Here is a 19431-nt window from a genome sequence, read left to right as displayed (position 1 = left end):
CCTATAATTTGATGTCTATCGTTCCGTTATTGGTCAGATTAATGTTGTTATCTCCGTTTTGAACAACATTTGTCTGTTGCTGAATGATGGTTGTGTTTTCGGCTTTAGTATCTTCCTCTGGAAGAGGATACAAGCGAAGATATAAATCTCTTATTTCACATCGTAGTCTGTACGACTCTGGCTGAAGAACTTTTCTTAGTTGTTCGCCTTCCTCCCATGATTCGTTTCTAAACCACAAGATGTTTCTTCCGGGAATCAAGCGAAGAAATTGATCTGAAAGATAGTAAGTGTATTCACTTAAAATATCCATTGCATCCTTTACTAAAGTTCGAAAGGCATAATCTTCAATTTCTCGATATTCAAATTTCCAACTATTGATAAAATCTGTAATGTTATCTGAAAGGAATAAGTCCGTTGCTTCTGCAGATGGGTCGTTATCAATACAGTATTTGAATAAAGGTTTTGCACCTTTTCTAAATCTTTTTAGAAAAAGGGTGTCATTCTCACTTAATTTATTTATGACAAGCCTTGGTTTTTCGGGTTGATCTGCTTGACCTTTTTCCATATCATCAGCCAAAGTTTCCATTACTTTTCCCCAAGCATCAGCTGCAGCTTTTCCGGAAGCAAGAATCTTATCCTCAATTCTTGCTTTTGGAGTTTTAAGTTTATTTTCAGATTTAATTACTTCAACAACATCATCTGTAGGGGAGGTGTTAGAGGTATTTGCACCTTCAATGGTTGTTTTTACGACAAAACTTCTCTCATTTGTAGTACCAACAGAAGACACAAACTTCCAAGGTGATTTCTTTCCGCTCTGGGTATGCCATTTTTCAAATGTTGCACGGCCTTTTGTGTTATCAGGTCTTTGTGTGATGACAAAGTGCAATACTGAAAGCAAGAATACTGGAAGTTCAACATCTGTAATATTATTCAAATTTTCCTTTGTGACGCTTTTATTTAGAGCAATATCAAAGAGAGTGTTTTTGTCGATTTCGGCATCATTCTGAATTACCTCGATAAGAGATTTTACAAGCCACTCAGAACGCATTTCATTTATAAATCTGTTTATGAACTCTGACATTCTATTTAGAAGGTCAGGGTCTTTTTGTTTTATGGAAGAAGTGTATGAACTTATGACAGAGGGGTCAGTAAAAGGGATATAGGTACTCCCGTAATCTTGGCAGGTCTTAAACTGCGTAGTGCATTTTCCGAAAGTACCACCTTGTGCTGATTCGAAACTATCGCCTGTAACTACCTTGACCAATTCCATCATTACATCAGTGTCTTTCAGTCCGTCAGACCCACTATTAAATTTATCTCTTGCTTTTATTCGTGTTTTTCTCGCCTGAAGAATTAATGAAAATAGTATTCCTCCGCAAAGATAAGGCACCTTTGTTGGGGCCATCCTTACAACCTCCTTTATTTAGTAACCTTAGAAAGCTTAGAAAGACGAAAACAGGGAGTTAGCCTGTTGACGGAAACCTTAGCCACTATAGGTTTATAAGTGAAGATTGAGATAAGACGTGGAAATGTTTAGACCTATCGCATCAACACTTTCTCAATATTATATCAGAAAAATATGAAAAAATCTACACTTCTCAAGTTTTGATATGAGATTGTGAAGAAAATCTCGTAAAACTGATATAAATCTTCAAAACGAAATGAAAGTGAGGTGATTGGCAATGGCTAAGAACTCAAAGCAAACATCCAAGGCAGTTGCTTCGAAAGCAAGCAAAGTTCTTCGTGATGGTCGTTACAGCAAGACATCAAAGTCCGTAGCTGGAAGTGCATTAGCACAAACAAGACCAGTAAAGCGTAAGTAATACTGGCAACAAGGGTGGACAGAGCAGGATTGGATAATCAACCTGTCCATCTCCCTTCGGGGAAATATCAAATATTAAATATCACAAGGCCTGATTAGCTATAAGGGCATTGGGATACAGATATCGGCATCGATCACAGGACAACCTGTGAAAGGTGCGATAGAAGTACCCTTATTTCCTTATGCCCTTTTTCAGGCAATTCATGGGTCGATACTTCTATAAGCACCGGCCCAATTTGTTTCCTATGCCCTTCTGCAAGAACCAGGCAGAAAGGCAGGAACATTATGAAAATCAAGATTCGTTACGAGAACGAGTATCAGACACTTGAGATCGATAACATGGAATTGGAGAAATGGTTAAATATCTCCATTTCAGAAGAAGAAAGTCAGGAAGACTACGAAAAAAGAATCCAGGATGTAATCGAAGAGAGATTCAACAGACCGGATTACAACAGTTGGCACAAGCATGACCGTCATACTGGCAATGCTTATATGAAGAGCAAGGACGGGACAGTTGAGGTCAACACAGAAGAGGCAATCATGTTCAGAGCAGCTGATAAGTCAGCTTTTAGCAGTTCCATTGATGGAGTACATAACCAGTTTGAATACGAAGAGTGCTGTGAAACATTGAGAAGTCTTCTTAAACCTGCAGTAGCACATATGGTCATTGCTATTGCACTTGATGGTTACACCGTTGGTGAGTATGCAGCAGAAATCGGTGAGGATGCCAACACTGTCAGTCATCGTTACAGACGTGCAATCAACAAATTGAAAAAAGTTTTTTCAAAAACGTCCTTTTAACCCTTCTCCCAAGGCTACCAGGTAGGAGGGTGACACCTCCGAGAAATTTATTTAAGGAGGTAATTCGTATGGAATTACAAGTATTTAACAGCACAGAGTTTGGCTCTGTAAGAACAACAACTGTAAACGGTGAGGTTATGTTTGTCAGCAAGGATGTAGCAGACATTCTCGGGTACCAAAACGGTAGTCGAGATATTAACCGTCATGTAGATGAAGAGGACAGACACAAGGTTATGTTCTTTGATGGTAACCAGGATAAGGAAACCATCATTATCAACGAGTCTGGTCTTTACAGTCTTATCCTTTCAAGCAAGATGCCTAATGCGAAGAAGTTCAAACATTGGGTAACGGCAGAGGTTCTTCCGGCTATCCGTAAGCATGGGATGTATGCCATCGATGAAATTTTGGAAAATCCTGATCTTGCGATTGCAGCACTTACACAGCTTAAGGAAGAGCGTGAGAGAAGAAAACAGCTAGAATGTCAGACATTGGTTCAGCGTCAGCAGATTGTAGAGATGCAGCCAAAGGCAAGCTACTATGACCTTATTTTACAGAACAAGAACACAGTTCCTATTACACAGATTGCAAAGGACTACGGTATGAGCGGTCGCAAATTCAATGAACTTCTTCATGAACTGGGGGTTCAGTATAAGTTCAGAAAGACATGGCTTTTATATCAGCAGTATGCAGAATGCGGATACACACAATCACGCACCTATGCAATCGATGAGAATAGAAGTGTGATGCATACTTATTGGACACAGAAGGGCAGAGTTTTCCTTTATGACCTTCTAAAGAGCGAAGGCACCTTACCAGTCATTGAACAGGAGGATTAAAGATATGCGCATTGATAAGTTTAATCATGAGGGTTATTCCGACCCCGACTACATATGAGGCTCTTACCATTTTCCATCGTGAAGAAGTGGCAACTGATAAAAAGGCTGCCTATCTTCCTTTGGTGTATGTGTGCAGTCCATATGCAGGTGATGTTGAAACCAATGTAAAGAATGCAAGACGATACAGCAGATTCGCTGTTGATGAAAATGCTATCCCGGTAACACCTCATCTTTTATATCCGCAGTTCATGGATGACGGTAGTGAGGCTGAAAGAGAGATGGCTATGCATTTCAATTATGTACTTCTTGGCAAATGCACAGAGGTCTGGGTTTTCGGTGGTGTGATTAGCCGAGGCATGGCTCGTGAGATTAGTGTTGCCAAGAAAAGAAGAATGAAGATCAGATGGTTTACCCAGGATTTGAAGGAGGTCGGAGAATATGATTAATTTCACTATATACACAGCAGATTGTGTCGGTAATAGCGGGAACTGTCTGTATCCCAACAAGATGATTGTTACCGACAAGGAATCCTTTATCAAAGCAATCATAATTGGTTCTTGGGATACACAAAAGACGAGAATGGACATCTCATCATTGATGAAGAGCAGGCTGTGGTAGTAAGAAGAATATTTCGAGAATATCTTCAAGGTGCAAGCCTTAAGAATATAGCAGACGGACTTATGGCAGATGGTATTCCAACCGCAACCGGAAATATGAAATGGCGAAGTGATGGAATAAGAAAAATTCTCACAAATGAAAAGTATATGGGAGATGCTCTTTTACAGAAAACCTATACGGTTGATGTTCTTACAAAGAAGAGAGTTGCTAATAATGGAATTGTTCCTCAGTACTATGTTGAAAACAACCATGAAGCAATCATTCCAAGGCAGTTGTTCATGCAGGTCCAGGAAGAACTGCAAAGAAGGGCTCATTTAAGAACAGAAAACGGGAAGACGAAAAGAGTCTACAGCAGCAAATATGCATTATCGAGCATCATATACTGTGGTAAATGTGGGGATCTTTTCAGAAGAGTTGCGTGGAAAGCCAGGGGTGCATCTTATAACAAATGGAGATGTGCCAGCCGAATTGAGAAGGGTCCGAAAAAAGGCTGTGATGCTGAGGCAATCAGCGAATCAGAAATTCAAAAAGCAGTCATGAGAGCCATCAATAAGACCCTTGGAGGAAGAAAAGAATTTTTGGTGCAACTACAGCATAATATCGAAGATGTACTAAATGGTGATTCTACGGCAACGCTTGAGTACATAGACCAAAGAATGGCGGAATTACAGGAAAAGCTTGTGATGTGCGTAAACAAAAATGCTGAGTATGATGTTATAGCAAAGGAAATAGACGCCTTGAGAGAAAAGAAGGCAACAGTTGTAACTAAAGATGTTGAGCAGGAAATGCTAAGAAAATGAATAAATGAAATGCGACATTTTCTTCAAACGCAAACAAGCAGAATCACAGAATATGATGAGCAATTGGCCAGAAGGCTTATTGAAAAATCACAGTTTATGATGATAAACTAATCTTCAAATTTAAATCCGGCATGACTATTGAACTCAAGAGATAATTGAATAAGGACTATTATATCAACACCTTGTAGCAATGCAGGGTGTTTTTGTCATTCATAGAAAATTTACAGAGCGAAACCGTGCCAGGATTGAAATTATCAACCAAATGGTTTATAATATAGTGAGTTGAGGTGTATTTTATACATGGAGGATTAAGATGAAGACATCCGATATGATTAAAGAATTATGTAATAAAAAGAATATAAGCGTTTCGGAACTTGCCAGACGGATAGGTCAGACTCCACAGAACTTTGGTAAGAAACTGAAACGAGATACTGTGACTCTTGAGGAGTTGAAACAGATAGCTGATGTGATGGAGGTTACTTTTGAACAGTCATTTATCTTCTCGGACGGAGAGCAGATAAAAACAAGTAATGAGTGAGGCAAATCATGGCATACGAAAAGAAAAGTATTAGAGCAATAATAGATGATGTAAATAGTAGAAGAGTCTAACTTCCTGCTATTCAAAGAAAATATGTGTGGGGAGATTCACAGATTACAAGATTAATGGATTCTATCATGCTTGGATATCCTATTGGAACTTTTCTTTTTTGGAAAGTTAAGAAGACTATTGTGAACCAAAAAGAGTATTCAATGTATGAATTTATAAAAGATTACCATGACCGAGATATGTATAAGAATCCGGCTGCACCACAGCCGTTCCCGGTTGGTAGTGGAGATGAAACAATCTGGGCAGTTTTGGATGGCCAGCAGAGATTGACTTCTCTATACATAGCTTTGCAAGGAAGTATGAGCAGAAAACTTCCAAACAAAAGATGGAAGAATGATGATGCATTTCCGAAGAAAGAACTGTACTTTGATTTGCACAGTGAAAAAACTGATGATGAGGGCATTTCTTATGAGTTCAGATTTTTAACAGCAGAAGAGGCTGCAAAGAATAAGGACGATAAGCTTTGGTATTTGGTAAAAGATATCCTTAAGTATTCAGCTGAAAATTTATTAACAGAGGTCATCATTCCTAATGGATGGGCAACCGACAAAGTTGCAACAAAGAATATTTCTCTTTTGCATACAAGACTGGTTACTGATGAAATCATCAACTACTTTGAAGTAGAAAAAGATTCGATAGACAGTGTATTGGATATTTTCGTTAGAGTAAATTCTGGTGGAACCATTCTTTCAAAGAGTGACTTGTTATTCTCTACTATTGTTTCTCATTGGGATAAGGCAAGGGATGAAATTGATAAGTTGCTTTTTGAAATAAATAAGAAAGGCGAAGGATTCAAGTTCTCTAATGACTTTATAATGCGTACCTGTTTGTATCTTTTAGATATGTCCGTAGCATTAAAAGTAGAAACATTTAAAAAAGATAGTGTACTAAAAATCAAAGAAAACTGGGACTCAATCCGAAAAGCCATCAAGGATACAGTTGATTTGTTAAATGAGTTCGGATTCAATTCAGAGAACATGATTTCTTATGTGGCTGTTTCTCCTATGGTTTACTACAGATACAAAGGTGGTAATTTCGATTCAAGCAGTAAAGCTGAATTAAGAAAATATATTGTAATCGCACAGGTAAGACAGATTTTTGGTACCGCATCAAACTCTGCACTGACAAGCATAAGAGAGGCATTGAAGGCAGCACCATCTAATTCATTTAGTATGAAAAATCTAAATGGGATTAGATTCACAGGCGACAGAACTCTTAGATATACTGCGGATGAGATTGATGCAATGTTTGATACATATGAGATTGGTGCCTATACATTTATGTTGTTATCTCTTCTGTATCCAAATTTGAAATATAGTCAGAAGGGATTTCATCAAGATCATATGCATCCGTATACAGGATTTGAAGAAGGCAAGATTAAAGACTTAGTGTTGCCGGATGGAACAGTGATTGATGATGATACTAAAGAAGATTGGCGTAGAAGAAGGAATACATTGGCAAACCTTCAATTGTTGGAAGGTAGAGAGAATGAATCCAAGAATGCGATACCACTTGTCGATTGGCTGAAGGTTACTGAAAATAGTGAAAATGCTAAGTACCTTCCTAGTGATGTTTCATACGAACTATCTAATTTTGAAGAGTTTATGGAGAAACGCCAGATATTGATGAGTAAAGCATTAAAAGATATTTTATTGTAGAAGGAGGTACACCAATGGGGGATTCTGTATGGATTTGGCCTTCAGCGGATATGGATTTTTGGAAAATCAATAATGAAGAGACATCCGTAATTATTAAGTGGAGTAGAAATTGTTTTGAAGATTATAAGGCGCTCTCATACCATTTCTATGAGTGTGGATATAAAACATTTGCAGATGTGATTGAAAGTGGGCACGATAACGTTAAATCGGATATGTGGTTTCTAACAGGTATATTTTTGTTACGTCATAGTCTTGAACTTGGCTTGAAATCTTTACTATGTCGAGTATTACCTCGAAAGAGAGATATTCAAGATTCTTTCGAAGACTGCTGTCATGATGTATCTATGTTGTTAAAAAAATACATAGATACAGGTAGAGAAAGCTTTTTGACTAATGAAGAGACAGAATGGTTGACCACTTATTTAGATTCGTTGGAGGAAGTCGATAAAAAATCGGATATGTTCAGATTTCCATTTGAAGATGACTTTCTTTCAAAATACAGAGATAAGTTTTTGGACAATGTGGATGTTGCCAATAATTTGTTACAAGCCTTTGCGTTAGTAAAGAAATGCATTGAGAAAGGAATTGTTTCTGAAGAGGATGAATTTGACCACAACTTAAAACCTGAATTCTTTGCTTTTGCTTCACATGGATTTGGAAATTGCTATTTGTGGCAAAGAATTTCAGATGAAGGTTTCCACGTCAAGGTCACTGGATATACCGAAGTGATTGATTATATCTATAAAAATCATCAGATATCAAACAAAGTTAAATTATATCCGCTTATTTTTATGTTCCGAAATACTATAGAGTTATGTTTGAAGAGATTATTTTATAGTAGGGTAGAGGATGGTGTACCGTTAAAAGTATTCAACTCGAAACGAAAAAGCCATTATATAAAAAAAGATTTATGGAAAAATGTAAAACCGGTAATTGTTAAATATGCGAATGATTCTGGTGAAGATTTGGCAATTGTAGATATCGTTGAGAAGCTACTCGATGAAATAAATTCATTAGATAAAAACGGAGATAATTTCCGATATCCTACATCATACAGTTTGGAGTATCGAATTGATAACAAAAAAATGGATTTGAGTAATGTGTATATGTATCTAAAAGCAATAATAAACTTTCTTGAAGGGTGCGATTCTACGCTTTATGCAATTGCAGATTATGAAAGTGGGATGAAGGCAGAATACGAATCCGAAATGATGGCAAATATGGATTGGTATTAGAATCTTTGATATTCGCGAAAATTACAAAGCCTATTATAGAAACAATAGGAGGTTCAAGATATATGGAATACATAGGAATAGGTATTGTCATATCTGTAGCAATAGCAGCAGGCATTATCATCTATACAAAAGTTAAGAAGCGTGAAAATATTCCATCAGGGGATTTGGTATCAGCGCCATTAGCAGTAACCAGCGGAAAAGATGAGCTTATGGAGATTCTTCATGTAAATGAACTTATTATTCAGATGGAGATGCTTCCTGCAGAGGCAATTGATGATGATACTAAGCTGGTAGAAATTACTGATAGCAAGGTTCTGGCACATGTTAATAATTTGGTTCCGGGGTTAGCTCGGGCCGGTAATGCAGTCAACAATGCTGCACAGGCTGTTCAAGCTGCAAATGGCGAAGTGTTATATCGTGCGGTTATACCTGCAGGTGCTAAACTGACTAATTCTAAAGTGATGGAAGGTGCTGTTCGCGGTATCTATCATGGCGCTGATGGAATTAAAGGTCATGCCAATCTTGTGGCTGTTGAAGCACAAAAAGGAACAGCAGCAGTAGCAAATACCGCCGCTGCAGCTATGGGCGTAGCGTCAATGGTTGTTGGTCAGTATTACATGACACAGATTAATGCTAAGCTAGGTGAAATCAGTGATGGCATTTCTCAGATACAGGATTTTCAGGATAATGAGTATCGCAGCAGAGTATTTTCGCTCGTGGCTCACGTTAAAAAGATTGCTGATTTTCAAGCAGAGATTTTAGAAAACGATGAGTTGCGTCTTTCAAAGATTGCACAACTTGATAGCTTGGAAGAAGAGTGTACACAGCTTCTTGGACAAGCAAATCTCACGCTGGCAGGTTTTGCTAAGAAAACAGGTCTGGATTATGAAGCCTATGAAAAGGCGTTAGGAAATGCGCAGAACTGGTTTATGTATCAGAAGTCATTATTAGATGTGCTTTACAAGATTTCTGATTTACGATATACATTGCATTTGGGTGCTGTTTCAAGAGAACAATGCGTTGCTTTATTACCAACATACACAAAGCAAGTAAGTGATACACAAGAACGACTTACCGCATGGCATGAGGAGATAACACAACGTTTAGGAATAGAGACAGATGAGATTCGAAGAAAGAGAGCAGGATTTGATGGTGTAATTCATTTCATACCGGGCCTTTTTAATGACGATTTCAATTTCCGTTCTATTGAAAAGAAAACTGCTACGATGATTTCAGCACAAGCATCAGGGCATGAAGCATTGCATATAGCAGACACATCGGAACTATATGCAGAGGATGTCCAGCTGATTTCTAAGAATGGGAAGCTTTACTATCTTCCAGAAAACAAAGAAGAATAACAAAATAACCCTCTCAACCGTCATGGCTGGGAGGGGTTCGTGCGTCTATGCTTATCTTTCTACATCGACCTTAAGTCCGGATTTCAATTCAATCGTGCAATGGTCGTCCCATATTGTGATTTGCTTAAGCCAGCGTTTTACAAGGGCTTCATCGAATACTGTAAGGTCGGAAGGCTGGTCTTAATATAATCCTGCAATTCTGTAATTCGCTGTAGCTGCTCATCACGCTGTACAGTGTCCATTGAGGCCTGCTGGCGCTTTTCTCTGAGTGCGAAAATCTGGTCGGCAATCTCGTCATAGGCTTCTTTGTTGTTTGCCTTTTTAACAAGCTCTTGCGCTTGTAAAGGTGGCCAATAGTACAAGAGGATGGTTTAAGAAATGATAGATGGAAGAAAAAAAGGTAGCATTTATCTGTGTTCACAATTCCTGTAGAAGTCAGATTGCCGAGGCACTTGGAAAACATCTTGCATCTGATGTGTTTGAAAGCTATTCTGCCGGGACAGAAACAAAGCCACAAATCAATCAGGATGCTGTTCGTATAATGAAAAAACTTTATGGGATTGATATGGAAACAAATGGTCAATACAGCAAGTTAATTACAGATATTCCAGACGTAGACATCGCAATTTCAATGGGATGTAATGTTGGATGTCCTTTTATCGGCAGACCTTTTGATGATAACTGGAGACTAGATGACCCTACAGGAAAAGATGATATGGATTTTATTAAAGTGATCCGTGAAATTGAAGAAAGAATTGTTAAGTTGAAGAATAGTTTATAATCATTAGCACCTTGCAGCAATGCAGGGTGTTTTTGTCATTCATAGAAAATTTACAGAGTGGAACTGTGGCAGAATTGAATTTATCAACCAAATGGTTTATAATGTAACAAGTTAAGGTGCGTTTTAGACATGGAGGATTAAGATGAAAACATCCGATATGATTAAAAAATTATGTAATAAAAAGAATATAAGCGTTTCGGAACTTGCAAGGCGGATAGGTCAGACTCCACAGAACTTTGGTAAGAAACTGAAACGAGATACAGTTATCCTTGAGGAGTTAAAACAGATAGCTGATGTGATGGAGGTTACCTTTGAACAGTCATTCGTTTTTCCAGATGGAGAACAGATAAGAACGAGTAACGAATAGGCGGTGAGTAGCATGGATACTGTGGATTTGATTATTAAATCATCAACAGAATTTTATAATGATTTGAAGGCTGATGAGAATGGTCGATATCGTTCTTGGGAACACTGCTATTCACATTTTATAAAAGCAAGAGAATCCAAAGAAGTTGATTATGATTATCTGAGTTTACAACTAGCTTTCTATTTAGCAAGTTGGGGAATGTATCGTGGCTCATCATTTTTGCTACAAAAGGATTATAAAGTACATATTCCAGTAGTAAAAGAACTGCTAAATGAAAAATATGATGTTTTAGCTGGAATGGACTGTATCGGTTTCAAAGACGATAGCAACCAAAAGTTACTGCAGGATATAAATTCGTTTTTAGAGCAGTATTACGATAAAATCAGGCACAAAGTAAAAGAACAAGAACTGAAAAATCAGTTATCTTTTACACTCATCACGAAAATACTTATGGGAACACTTGGCTGTGTTCCAGCATATGATAGATATTTTATTGCAGGAATAAAGAATCAGAAGGTTGCCACTGGAAATTACAACATTAGGTCTATAATGCAGCTTGTCAACTTTTATGAGAAAAACGCTGACCGACTCGAACCTGTCAGAGAAAAGATGGAAGTTGAAGGTATGCCATACCCACAAATGAAAATGATAGATATGGGATTTTGGCAGGTTGGTTGGGAGTTGGATACAAATAAGGGGATACAGACAGCTCACTAGGAGGTAAAAACATGGAATATGGAAACTGCTAATAACAGAATAGAAATCAACAAAATCAACTTAGATATGATATCTCTTGAAAAGCAGATTTCAGATGTTGCAGAAGGCTTGAAGGATGTTGTGACAAAATCTGAGTTGGCAGATATGATGAACAGCTTTGTTCCAGACGATGATGACAAGTGGCTCATGTTTAATACAAAATTCAGTAGTGCAGATGAGGCATATGAGTCCATCTATAAGCAGGCAAAGTCATCAATATATGTTGTTGATAATTATATTGATTAAGAACGCTGGTACACCTTAAGAATTCTCCGACCGGAGTAAATATTACTTTGTTCATCGATAATGTTAGAAATAATAAACTTCATAATATAGAATTTACGGATTTTTGCAAAGAATATCCATCCGTAAAAATATCAATGAAAAAGATCGGAGGTATATTTCATGATCGATTTATAGTGTTGGATTATGGAACTGCAGATGAAAGGGTTTTCTTATGTGGTGCTTCGTCAAAGGATGCAGGTCAAGCGGATGTGTGGTCTGGACATGGGCGAGAATTACAATAGATCTAAGAAAGAGAATCCAGAGGTGAAGCAGTGTCCGCAGGAAAAGGTGGAGTATATTAAGGATGCGTTGAGGCATTTTAAGCTGATTTAGCTTTGGGAGGTTGGTATGCAGAGATATTTAGCAACAATGTGTTATGAGCATGAAAATTATGTTAATGATATAGAACGAAAAAAACAGTATAAAAAGGATATTGTGTCGGCAACACATAAAAAAAAGCTTCCTTTTTTTAAGAAACGTAAGGTATTGAAGTTTGTACAATCTTTATGTGATTTACAATTTTTATTAGACGAATCGGAGCAAACAGAGTTAATGTTAAATGAAGAAGTTTGGAGGTCGGATTGTTTAGAATATAATGTAAATCAAGTTTATGAGTTCATAGTGCAGAATTCTATAGAATCACAAAGAGTAGACACGCAAGTAATTTGTGAGTGCTGTCGAGTTGAATCAGATATGGATATAAAGTATATAAAAATGAATGATACTTTACGAAAGAGCAAGGAAGATAATCCTGTCATTGTTTTGGTGAATGATATGTTTGTTCATCCATTTGTGATTAATGGAAATCACAGGATAAAAAAGGCGTTTAGTTCAGGTGTTGATAAAATAGAAGTATATATTCTGGATGCGGATAATGTTAATCATTGTTTAATATCAGAGGACTATAGAACTGCTTATGAGATTTACAAGAAATTGCATCAACTAGTAGGAATGATGTTGAACTGCTAACTTAATAAATTTGAATAGGTTCAAAGTTTGTAAGTATTGACTTAGCCTCACTTATGATGAAAATTAAGGAGAGTTCATCGGCAGTTATAACTTTACCAACTTTGTAATCGTAGCTGTCGGTAAAAGGTTTTACACAGATGGTGGCAGTAGTACAGTAATTCGCCACCTGTTGATGGAAGATATCAATTCCGTGGATATCTTTGAGTGCCTGTGCAGTCTTGCGTAAGGATAAACCTAAGTTTATGCGATAGGTTAAGCATAATGCCAAGTGGATGGCAATCTATAATGATTTTGTTGCAGGTTATGAAAGTGGAATGACTATGATAGAGATTGCAAAGCGTAATAATGTCAGTGAGAGAACAATTTACAGGTATAAAGCGTATTATGACAAGATGAGGAACACAAAGGAGAATGTGTTAGAGTAATTGAAGAAATTAATAGTAAAAAACATATTGCTGGCGTCAGCAATATGTTCATAAGAGAAGGAAATTTGAATGGAAAAGAGAATAATAGAATTGTACAGAAGAAAATTTGATGATATCCGACATGAAGCGGATGGCATTGAGTATTGGTATGCAAGAGAACTAATGAAATTATTGGATTATGTTCAATGGAGAAATTTTGATAATGCAATAAATAAAGCAATGATTTCATGTGTGAATAATGGAAACGTAGCAGAAGATCATTTTTCAAGATTTAACAATACAATTGAAGTTGGAAACGGTGCACTTCGTGAAGTTGAAGATTATATGCTGCTGCATATCTATTACCTTTATCTGGGTCACTGTGGTTTCCGAGTGGTCCGGAGAAACAGAGTATAGAAACATTATTTTTATGGAAAAAAGGTAAGATTGTGCGTATAATGATTTTAAAAATTTTAAGTAAACAATGGATTGGAGGTTGCTTATATGCAAATTTCAAAAAAAGATTGGAAGTTGTTTAGAGCATGTGTTGGTAATTGGCAAGAAACTTATATGGAACGATTGGTTAAGGAATATATGATTTTATTGGATGGAGAGGGAAGTGCTTCAGATAAATTCTGGAAACTGGAGGAACGAATAAAAAAAGACAAAAGACATCCGGGAGTATTGTGTGAAGTAAGTAAAGAAAATATGATTTTTGATATTGTGACATTAATTAATAGTGGTGTTATTAATATTGCTGATTTAGCAGAATTTAGTGATGGATTAAAAGAAAGCGTTGATCTGCTTTTACATAGATTGCAAGCAGATGGTTAGCCTTGCTCGTGGAGCTTGCACGCAGACCGTTTGCAGAATGGAGATTAAAATGAAGTTACGAAATGTGCTTATTGTTGTTAAAGATATAGAACAATCCAAGAAGTATTACCATGACTTATTTGGTTTAGAAATGCTTTTGGATAATGGTGAAAATATGATTCTTTCCGAGGGGCTTGTGCTTCAGGAAGAGGAATGTTGGAAAGATTTTTTGCAGGGGGATGTTCTGCCAAGAAATAATCATAGTGAGCTTTATTTTGAGGAGGCAGAGATAGAAAGATTTGTGGACAAATTGGAACGCTTATATCCCGAAACAGAGTATGTTAATCCGTTGACGACACATAGTTGGGGACAGAAAGTCATTCGTTTTTATGATCTTGATGGGAATTTGATCGAAGTGGGAACACCGGCATAAGGTGATTTGACGGGACTGCGATCAAAAAAGCAATTGGTGGAACAAAACGTCAAATGCAGGCATTGTTGGCAATCTTACAATTAGGACTGCAAATACCATACAGCAAGTGTTAAAATAAAAACATAGTTGATTATTCGACTTAGAATCTTAGAGGAGGGAATCCTATTTGAAAAAGAAAAAAGATGAAATAACTATTCGTTCCAGTGCAGCAGAATACTTAACCTATGTTGCCTCTGGCGGTGATCAGCAGGACAGTATTGAGCTGCGCTACGAGAATGAGAATATATGGCTGACACAGAAGATGATGGCTACACTATATGACATTGGTTTGCCAACGATAAATGAACATATTAAAAAGATTTATGCAGATGGTGAATTAGAAGAGTCTGCAACTATTCGGAATTTCCGAATAGTTCAAACTGAAGGTTCGCGTCAGGTGTCTCGTGATACAAAGCATTATAATCTTCAAATGATCATCGCTGTCGGCTTTAAAGTGAATAATGAGCGTGCAGTGCAGTTTCGTAAATGGGCCAACAGCATCGTCAAGGACTACACCATCAAAGGCTGGGTCCTGGATGATGAGCGTCTGAAAAATGGTGGTTCCGTACTTACAGTAGAATATTTCGACCGTTTGCTTGAGCAGATTCGTGAAATTCGTCTCTCTGAGCGCAGATTTTATCAAAAGATAACAGACATCTATGCGACAGCTCTTGATTATGACCGAACAGCAAAAACAACCAAGCATTTTTTTTCCAAGGTTCAAAACAAGATGCATTATGCAGTTCATGGACATACGGCAGCAGAGTTGATTTATCAGCGAGCAGATGCAGACAAGCCACACATGGGATTAACCACTTGGGCAGCAGCACCGGAAGGCAAAATCGTAAAAAGTGATGTTAATGTTGCAAAGAATTATCTGAGTGAGCAGGAAATGCGCTCACTGGAGCGTATTGTATCTGCTTATCTGGATTTAGCAGAGGATCGTGCAGAACGTCATATTCCGATGACAATGGAGGACTGGGCAAAGCGTCTAGATCTCTTCCTGATGGCGGATGACAGAGAGATTCTTCAGGATGCAGGTAAAATCACTGCGGAGATTGCCAAGGCAAAAGCTGAAACTGAATTTGAAAAATATCGTGTCATCCAGGATAGATTATTTATGTCGGACTTCGATAAATACATGTTGGAACTAGAAGAAAATGCGAAGAAGGAGTAGTTTTGCTCTTAAATTTTTTGGCTTGCCAAGGTTGAGTACATGGAAGTTGTCAAAGAAGAAATTTAAGATGGCGCAGCGTGTTAATTTGTATAAAGAAAGGATTCGAGATGTGCAATGAAGAAAAAGCAGTTAATATGGATTGGTATAGTAGTCGTTTTAATAGCACTAATTTTGGCTTTAGTGGTAAATATACTATTTAAAGTGCATACAGATGGTATTTTTTCTGCCGAGTGGGGTGCTGGAGATGCACTAAATTATACAGCAAGTATATTTGGCGCAGTAGGCACTATTGTATTGGGATATGTAGCATATAAGCAAAATGATCGATTGCAGGAAATGGAAAATAATAATTATATTGCAAATTACAGTAGTATGATACTGATGGACAGTATATGTATAAAGCAAAAAGCAGATAAACCTGTTAATTTGAACATACATTCTGAACAGATAATTAATGATAAGGAATGCATTGAAAGCGCGATAAATGTTGGGTATAAATTTACGTTTAATGGAACAAGTATAGGAAATAGCATACCGGTATTGATACATATACAAGATTGCAATATATTTTGTAGTGATGAAAGTAATCAGAACATGAGTTGCTATTTATTTGGGGAAAATCGCTCGAATCAGTACTCTAGAATTGCAATTCATCAGGATGGGAAGATAAAGTTTGAAATGACATATATTATAGATTCAAAAAAACGTATTGAGTTCGAAAATGCAATAAAGCAGAGTGCATACAAAGTAATTGTAGAAGTAGTATTTGATATTGTTACCGATAAGGGCGTAGTTACTCGATGCAAGTGTATTTCAGATTTTCATGGTCAAAACTGTGCAGATAAAATCACATGGAAGGATCAGGGCCCGAGAGTCTTCTTTTATGGACATAATATAGCCAATATTAATGAATTAGAGATAGTGGGATAGGAAATGTTTCCAAATGCATTTACGAAGACGATTGCAGGTTACGATGATGATGGGAAAAGGTTTGTAGATAGACTTAAATAAGCAGTTTGCAGAAATTGCAGGACAATTCAATGCAATGCATTTAAAGAGGAATACGAGAATGCACTTGTACTGAAGAAAATGATGGACGAGTATAGAACTTATTAGTAAAAAATCAAGAAGGAGATGATGTTATTGAAAAGAAGAGCAGATTTATTAATAGACGGAAAATATAGAAGAATTACGATATGGGATGCATTAGATTGGAAACAAAATCGTCCAGACCTTTGGGAAAAATATAAAAATAACATTTATAGTATTTGTAGAAAACCGGAAAATAAAGTGAGGATGGTTTTTCAAACTGGAAAAAATGGTATACTAAAGAATAGTTATTTTAGATATTATAATGCTGATTTCGAACATAAAGGAGAAGGCAGTGAAGAATCATATAGACATGAATTATTTAAAGAATGTATTTCTAGAATTGAGCGTCTAGAAATAAGGTGGAAGGGTAAAGCTTTAACGATATATCCTGATGAAATATTGCAAGAAGAAAGTATACTTATGGAAGATGGAAGTAGACGAATTGTTGATTTACTTGTAAATTTCACGAAAGCGGATCCAGCAATTTATGTTGAAAAATGGGAAGGTCAACTCGCAATTGAAATAAAAGATACTCATTCGGTAGATAGTAAAAAGATAAGCCAAATGAAACAAAAAGGACTTGCATGTTTAGAATTTACAGTCAGTAAATGGAATGTCAGAGAAAATTTTAACAATGCAGAGGACGAAGAGAAGCAAACTATTGGAATAAAAGAAAAGTTAGATGGGAAAAATGGTGGATATATTTGGGGTGAACTATTAGTAGATCCAATATCTAGGAAGTATTTTTCTACAAAATTGTATGAAGATGAAAAGAGAGAAAAAGAAAGAGTGATAGCTGAATTGAATCAGGTTAAGAAACTATATGGTCAAGTTATTGACACTAATAAACAGTTAAGGGAGCGGATTCAATTACTTGATAGGAATATTAATGTATACAAAAATAAATTATCTGGTTTTGAGGCGAAATTGAAAGTTACAGAGCAGGAGAACACAAAAATAAAATCAAGTTTTTGGTACAAGCTATTTGGTAAAAAGTAAATAAAGGATGATATAAAAATAAGGTTTTCCAAACAGTGGGACATGAAAGTTGATTTTAAATATAGACCATTTTTTATCTGAATTTAAAAATTCTTAGATGCGCAAATGATTCAGGAGAAGAAAAAGAAGCTGGAGACGTTTGAAAATATACAAGAAACAAGGGGATATTTTGTATAGCCAGATAAGGATGAGGAGGTAACGGCAATCAATCTTGGGTGCACAGTGTATTGCAAAAAGCTGTGTATCGTGGTACGGTAAAACAAGATGATAACGTGAGTGGTGTAGTGTAAGGGGGGACAGAAATATGTTTAGCGAAGAATATGAGGTATCCATACAAAAGCTGACGTTTTATTTCGTATACCAAAAAAACTGCTATGTTAGTACTTGACACATCGGAATGCACATAGCTATGGCTTATTCACTGAGATATAAAAGTTTAGAAAACTTGAATTTACAATAAAAAGCACTTGATTATATGAGGAGAAAACTATGACACAAATTAAAATATTTCAACCAGAAACATATTCAATTGAAATCAAAAAGGTGAGAGAGAGTATTTCGAACTTCCCAGAAAATATTAAAAGAGAGCTGATAGAAACAAAATTCTTGAATGATTATGCGTCATCGAAAATGTGGGATATAAATTCTGAATTTGGAAAGATCCATAACAAATTGATGACGCTGTTAGAAGACCATAGTATAATTGCATATCATAATACAAGACTTGCGGATCCGTCCAAAGTTATGTGCAATGGATTGATTTTTTCTGATGAGAGGTACATACAGTCCTTGAGGGAAGATATGCAGCAACAGGAGATTCCACAGGAAATGATAGTTGACATAATTTGTAAGGTTAGGAAGGAGCGTGATCGATGGGAGATCAATGGCAGTAATCGCAGAAAAAATGAAATTTGTTTTATATATGATTTTGATTACTATAAAGATTATGATAAATTTTTGGCTACATATGGCGGTGAGTTTTTGGAATTTGCGTTGGAGAGCATAAAGCGTGATGGAAATCTGAAAAAATATAGGGAAATCATAAAACTGGGGAAACCTTATGTTGTTGAATTTTCCATTCCATTTTCTAAAATAGATAGATTTGAAAAGCAAGATATCGCACGATATATGCTGGAAGAGTGGATTCATTTGGATATAAGAAAAGATGAGGCGGCACATCAATATGATGGAAGAATTGAATTTGAAATTCCAGCCAATAATATTATTAAAGTAGTTGAAGTAGAAGATGAATTTCCTGATTTGGATAGATGGTTATTTGATGAAAATTAGCATGGCGCATGGAAAATAACCACGATAAATGACATATTGCTTGTAGTATAGTATGAATACAATCAATTATAATATAAAAAGATATTCGAGGACAGTGAGTTGTAGGAGGATTCAGTTATTCAAAAATATCGAATAACTGCTTGACACATGATCAATAGTAGTCTATGGTACGATTTGTGACAAACGATGATATTCATAATAAAAAATCAAAATAAAATATTAGAAAGGTATTTACATTACAATTGAATGGTGATAAAATTTCATTACCTAAAAGGTAATAAAAATAAAAAA

24 protein-coding genes and 1 pseudogene are annotated in these 19431 nt (G+C 36.4%); 24 read left to right on the top strand and 1 reads right to left on the bottom strand.

Annotated elements, in window-relative coordinates; genetic code table 11:
• Window position 1: 1 nt before the first annotated feature.
• On the bottom strand, window positions 2–1405 hold the full coding sequence (locus DXB73_RS01130) for a hypothetical protein (RefSeq protein WP_118689863.1): 1404 nt from the start codon (window positions 1403–1405) through the stop codon (window positions 2–4).
• Between the two features lie 277 nt (window positions 1406–1682).
• On the opposite strand from DXB73_RS01130, the gene DXB73_RS14430 reads away from it, so the two are divergent.
• The 24 genes and pseudogenes from DXB73_RS14430 (at window position 1683) to DXB73_RS01010 (ending at window position 19140) form a co-directional block, all read left to right on the top strand.
• Window positions 1683–1823: a hypothetical protein gene (locus DXB73_RS14430; protein WP_182448164.1), complete on the top strand. Its 141-nt coding sequence runs from the start codon at window positions 1683–1685 to the stop codon at window positions 1821–1823.
• A 284-nt stretch (window positions 1824–2107) separates the two neighbouring features.
• Window positions 2108–2623: a hypothetical protein gene (locus DXB73_RS01125; protein WP_118689862.1), complete on the top strand. Its 516-nt coding sequence runs from the start codon at window positions 2108–2110 to the stop codon at window positions 2621–2623.
• 68 nt (window positions 2624–2691) lie between these two features.
• On the top strand, window positions 2692–3459 hold the full coding sequence (locus DXB73_RS01120; RefSeq protein ID WP_118689861.1) for a phage antirepressor KilAC domain-containing protein: 768 nt from the start codon (window positions 2692–2694) through the stop codon (window positions 3457–3459).
• 4 nt (window positions 3460–3463) lie between these two features.
• Window positions 3464–3905: pseudogene (locus DXB73_RS01115) on the top strand (DUF4406 domain-containing protein).
• Window positions 3898–4077: a hypothetical protein gene (locus DXB73_RS14360; RefSeq protein ID WP_147354447.1), complete on the top strand. Its 180-nt coding sequence runs from the start codon at window positions 3898–3900 to the stop codon at window positions 4075–4077. The pseudogene DXB73_RS01115 and the gene DXB73_RS14360 overlap by 8 nt, the downstream one beginning before the upstream one ends.
• Window positions 4071–4877, top strand: a complete 807-nt coding sequence (locus DXB73_RS01110; RefSeq protein WP_147354446.1) for a recombinase family protein — start codon at window positions 4071–4073, stop codon at window positions 4875–4877. The genes DXB73_RS14360 and DXB73_RS01110 overlap by 7 nt, the downstream gene beginning before the upstream one ends.
• Before the next feature lie 313 nt (window positions 4878–5190).
• On the top strand, window positions 5191–5415 hold the full coding sequence (locus DXB73_RS01105) for a helix-turn-helix transcriptional regulator (RefSeq protein ID WP_118689859.1): 225 nt from the start codon (window positions 5191–5193) through the stop codon (window positions 5413–5415).
• Window positions 5416–5495: 80 nt separating this feature from the next.
• Window positions 5496–7142, top strand: a complete 1647-nt coding sequence (locus DXB73_RS01100; protein WP_279221287.1) for a DUF262 domain-containing protein — start codon at window positions 5496–5498, stop codon at window positions 7140–7142.
• Between the two features lie 14 nt (window positions 7143–7156).
• Window positions 7157–8377: a hypothetical protein gene (locus DXB73_RS01095; RefSeq protein ID WP_118689858.1), complete on the top strand. Its 1221-nt coding sequence runs from the start codon at window positions 7157–7159 to the stop codon at window positions 8375–8377.
• Window positions 8368–9735, top strand: a complete 1368-nt coding sequence (locus tag DXB73_RS01090; RefSeq protein ID WP_243103963.1) for a hypothetical protein — start codon at window positions 8368–8370, stop codon at window positions 9733–9735. The genes DXB73_RS01095 and DXB73_RS01090 overlap by 10 nt, the downstream gene beginning before the upstream one ends.
• 385 nt (window positions 9736–10120) lie before the next feature.
• Window positions 10121–10516, top strand: coding sequence for an arsenate reductase ArsC (locus DXB73_RS01080; protein WP_118689856.1), 396 nt, complete (start codon window positions 10121–10123; stop codon window positions 10514–10516).
• A 142-nt stretch (window positions 10517–10658) separates the two neighbouring features.
• Window positions 10659–10883 (top strand): helix-turn-helix transcriptional regulator, encoded by a 225-nt coding sequence (locus DXB73_RS01070; protein ID WP_118689855.1) that lies wholly within the window; start codon window positions 10659–10661, stop codon window positions 10881–10883.
• 12 nt (window positions 10884–10895) lie between these two features.
• Window positions 10896–11600: a hypothetical protein gene (locus tag DXB73_RS01065; RefSeq protein ID WP_118689854.1), complete on the top strand. Its 705-nt coding sequence runs from the start codon at window positions 10896–10898 to the stop codon at window positions 11598–11600.
• A gap of 18 nt (window positions 11601–11618) precedes the next feature.
• Window positions 11619–11885 carry a hypothetical protein gene (locus tag DXB73_RS15110; protein WP_347559501.1) on the top strand — a complete coding sequence of 89 codons (267 nt, stop codon included), beginning with the start codon at window positions 11619–11621 and terminating at the stop codon, window positions 11883–11885.
• A gap of 183 nt (window positions 11886–12068) precedes the next feature.
• Window positions 12069–12257: an RNA methyltransferase gene (locus tag DXB73_RS15105; RefSeq protein ID WP_347559500.1), complete on the top strand. Its 189-nt coding sequence runs from the start codon at window positions 12069–12071 to the stop codon at window positions 12255–12257.
• Window positions 12258–12272: 15 nt separating this feature from the next.
• A complete protein-coding gene (locus tag DXB73_RS01055) occupies window positions 12273–12893 on the top strand; it encodes a hypothetical protein (protein WP_118689853.1) in 621 nt (206 codons plus the stop codon).
• A gap of 272 nt (window positions 12894–13165) precedes the next feature.
• The gene (locus DXB73_RS01045) at window positions 13166–13318 is read left to right on the top strand and encodes a helix-turn-helix domain-containing protein (RefSeq protein ID WP_243103962.1); all 153 of its coding nucleotides are present in this window, start codon (window positions 13166–13168) and stop codon (window positions 13316–13318) included.
• Window positions 13319–13387: 69 nt separating this feature from the next.
• Complete coding sequence (locus tag DXB73_RS01040; protein WP_118689852.1) at window positions 13388–13714, top strand: hypothetical protein; 327 nt, start codon at window positions 13388–13390, stop codon at window positions 13712–13714.
• Window positions 13715–13801: 87 nt separating this feature from the next.
• On the top strand, window positions 13802–14131 hold the full coding sequence (locus DXB73_RS01035) for a multidrug transporter (RefSeq protein WP_118689851.1): 330 nt from the start codon (window positions 13802–13804) through the stop codon (window positions 14129–14131).
• 49 nt (window positions 14132–14180) lie between these two features.
• A complete protein-coding gene (locus DXB73_RS01030; RefSeq protein WP_118689850.1) occupies window positions 14181–14543 on the top strand; it encodes a VOC family protein in 363 nt (120 codons plus the stop codon).
• 166 nt (window positions 14544–14709) lie between these two features.
• Window positions 14710–15759: a virulence RhuM family protein gene (locus tag DXB73_RS01025; RefSeq protein ID WP_118689849.1), complete on the top strand. Its 1050-nt coding sequence runs from the start codon at window positions 14710–14712 to the stop codon at window positions 15757–15759.
• A gap of 114 nt (window positions 15760–15873) precedes the next feature.
• Complete coding sequence (locus DXB73_RS01020) at window positions 15874–16689, top strand: hypothetical protein (protein ID WP_118689848.1); 816 nt, start codon at window positions 15874–15876, stop codon at window positions 16687–16689.
• A gap of 213 nt (window positions 16690–16902) precedes the next feature.
• Entirely contained in the window at window positions 16903–17850 is a 948-nt protein-coding gene (locus tag DXB73_RS01015; protein ID WP_147354445.1) for a hypothetical protein, read from the top strand.
• 489 nt (window positions 17851–18339) lie between these two features.
• Window positions 18340–19140, top strand: coding sequence for a hypothetical protein (locus DXB73_RS01010; protein ID WP_118689846.1), 801 nt, complete (start codon window positions 18340–18342; stop codon window positions 19138–19140).
• Window positions 19141–19431: the final 291 nt, after the last annotated feature.

This window comes from Clostridium sp. OM05-6BH, assembly GCF_003481635.1.
Taxonomy (GTDB): Bacteria; Bacillota; Clostridia; order Lachnospirales; family Lachnospiraceae; genus Butyribacter.
Note: the sequence above shows the minus strand (reverse complement) of the source record. Positions and strands in the feature narration are given on the sequence as shown.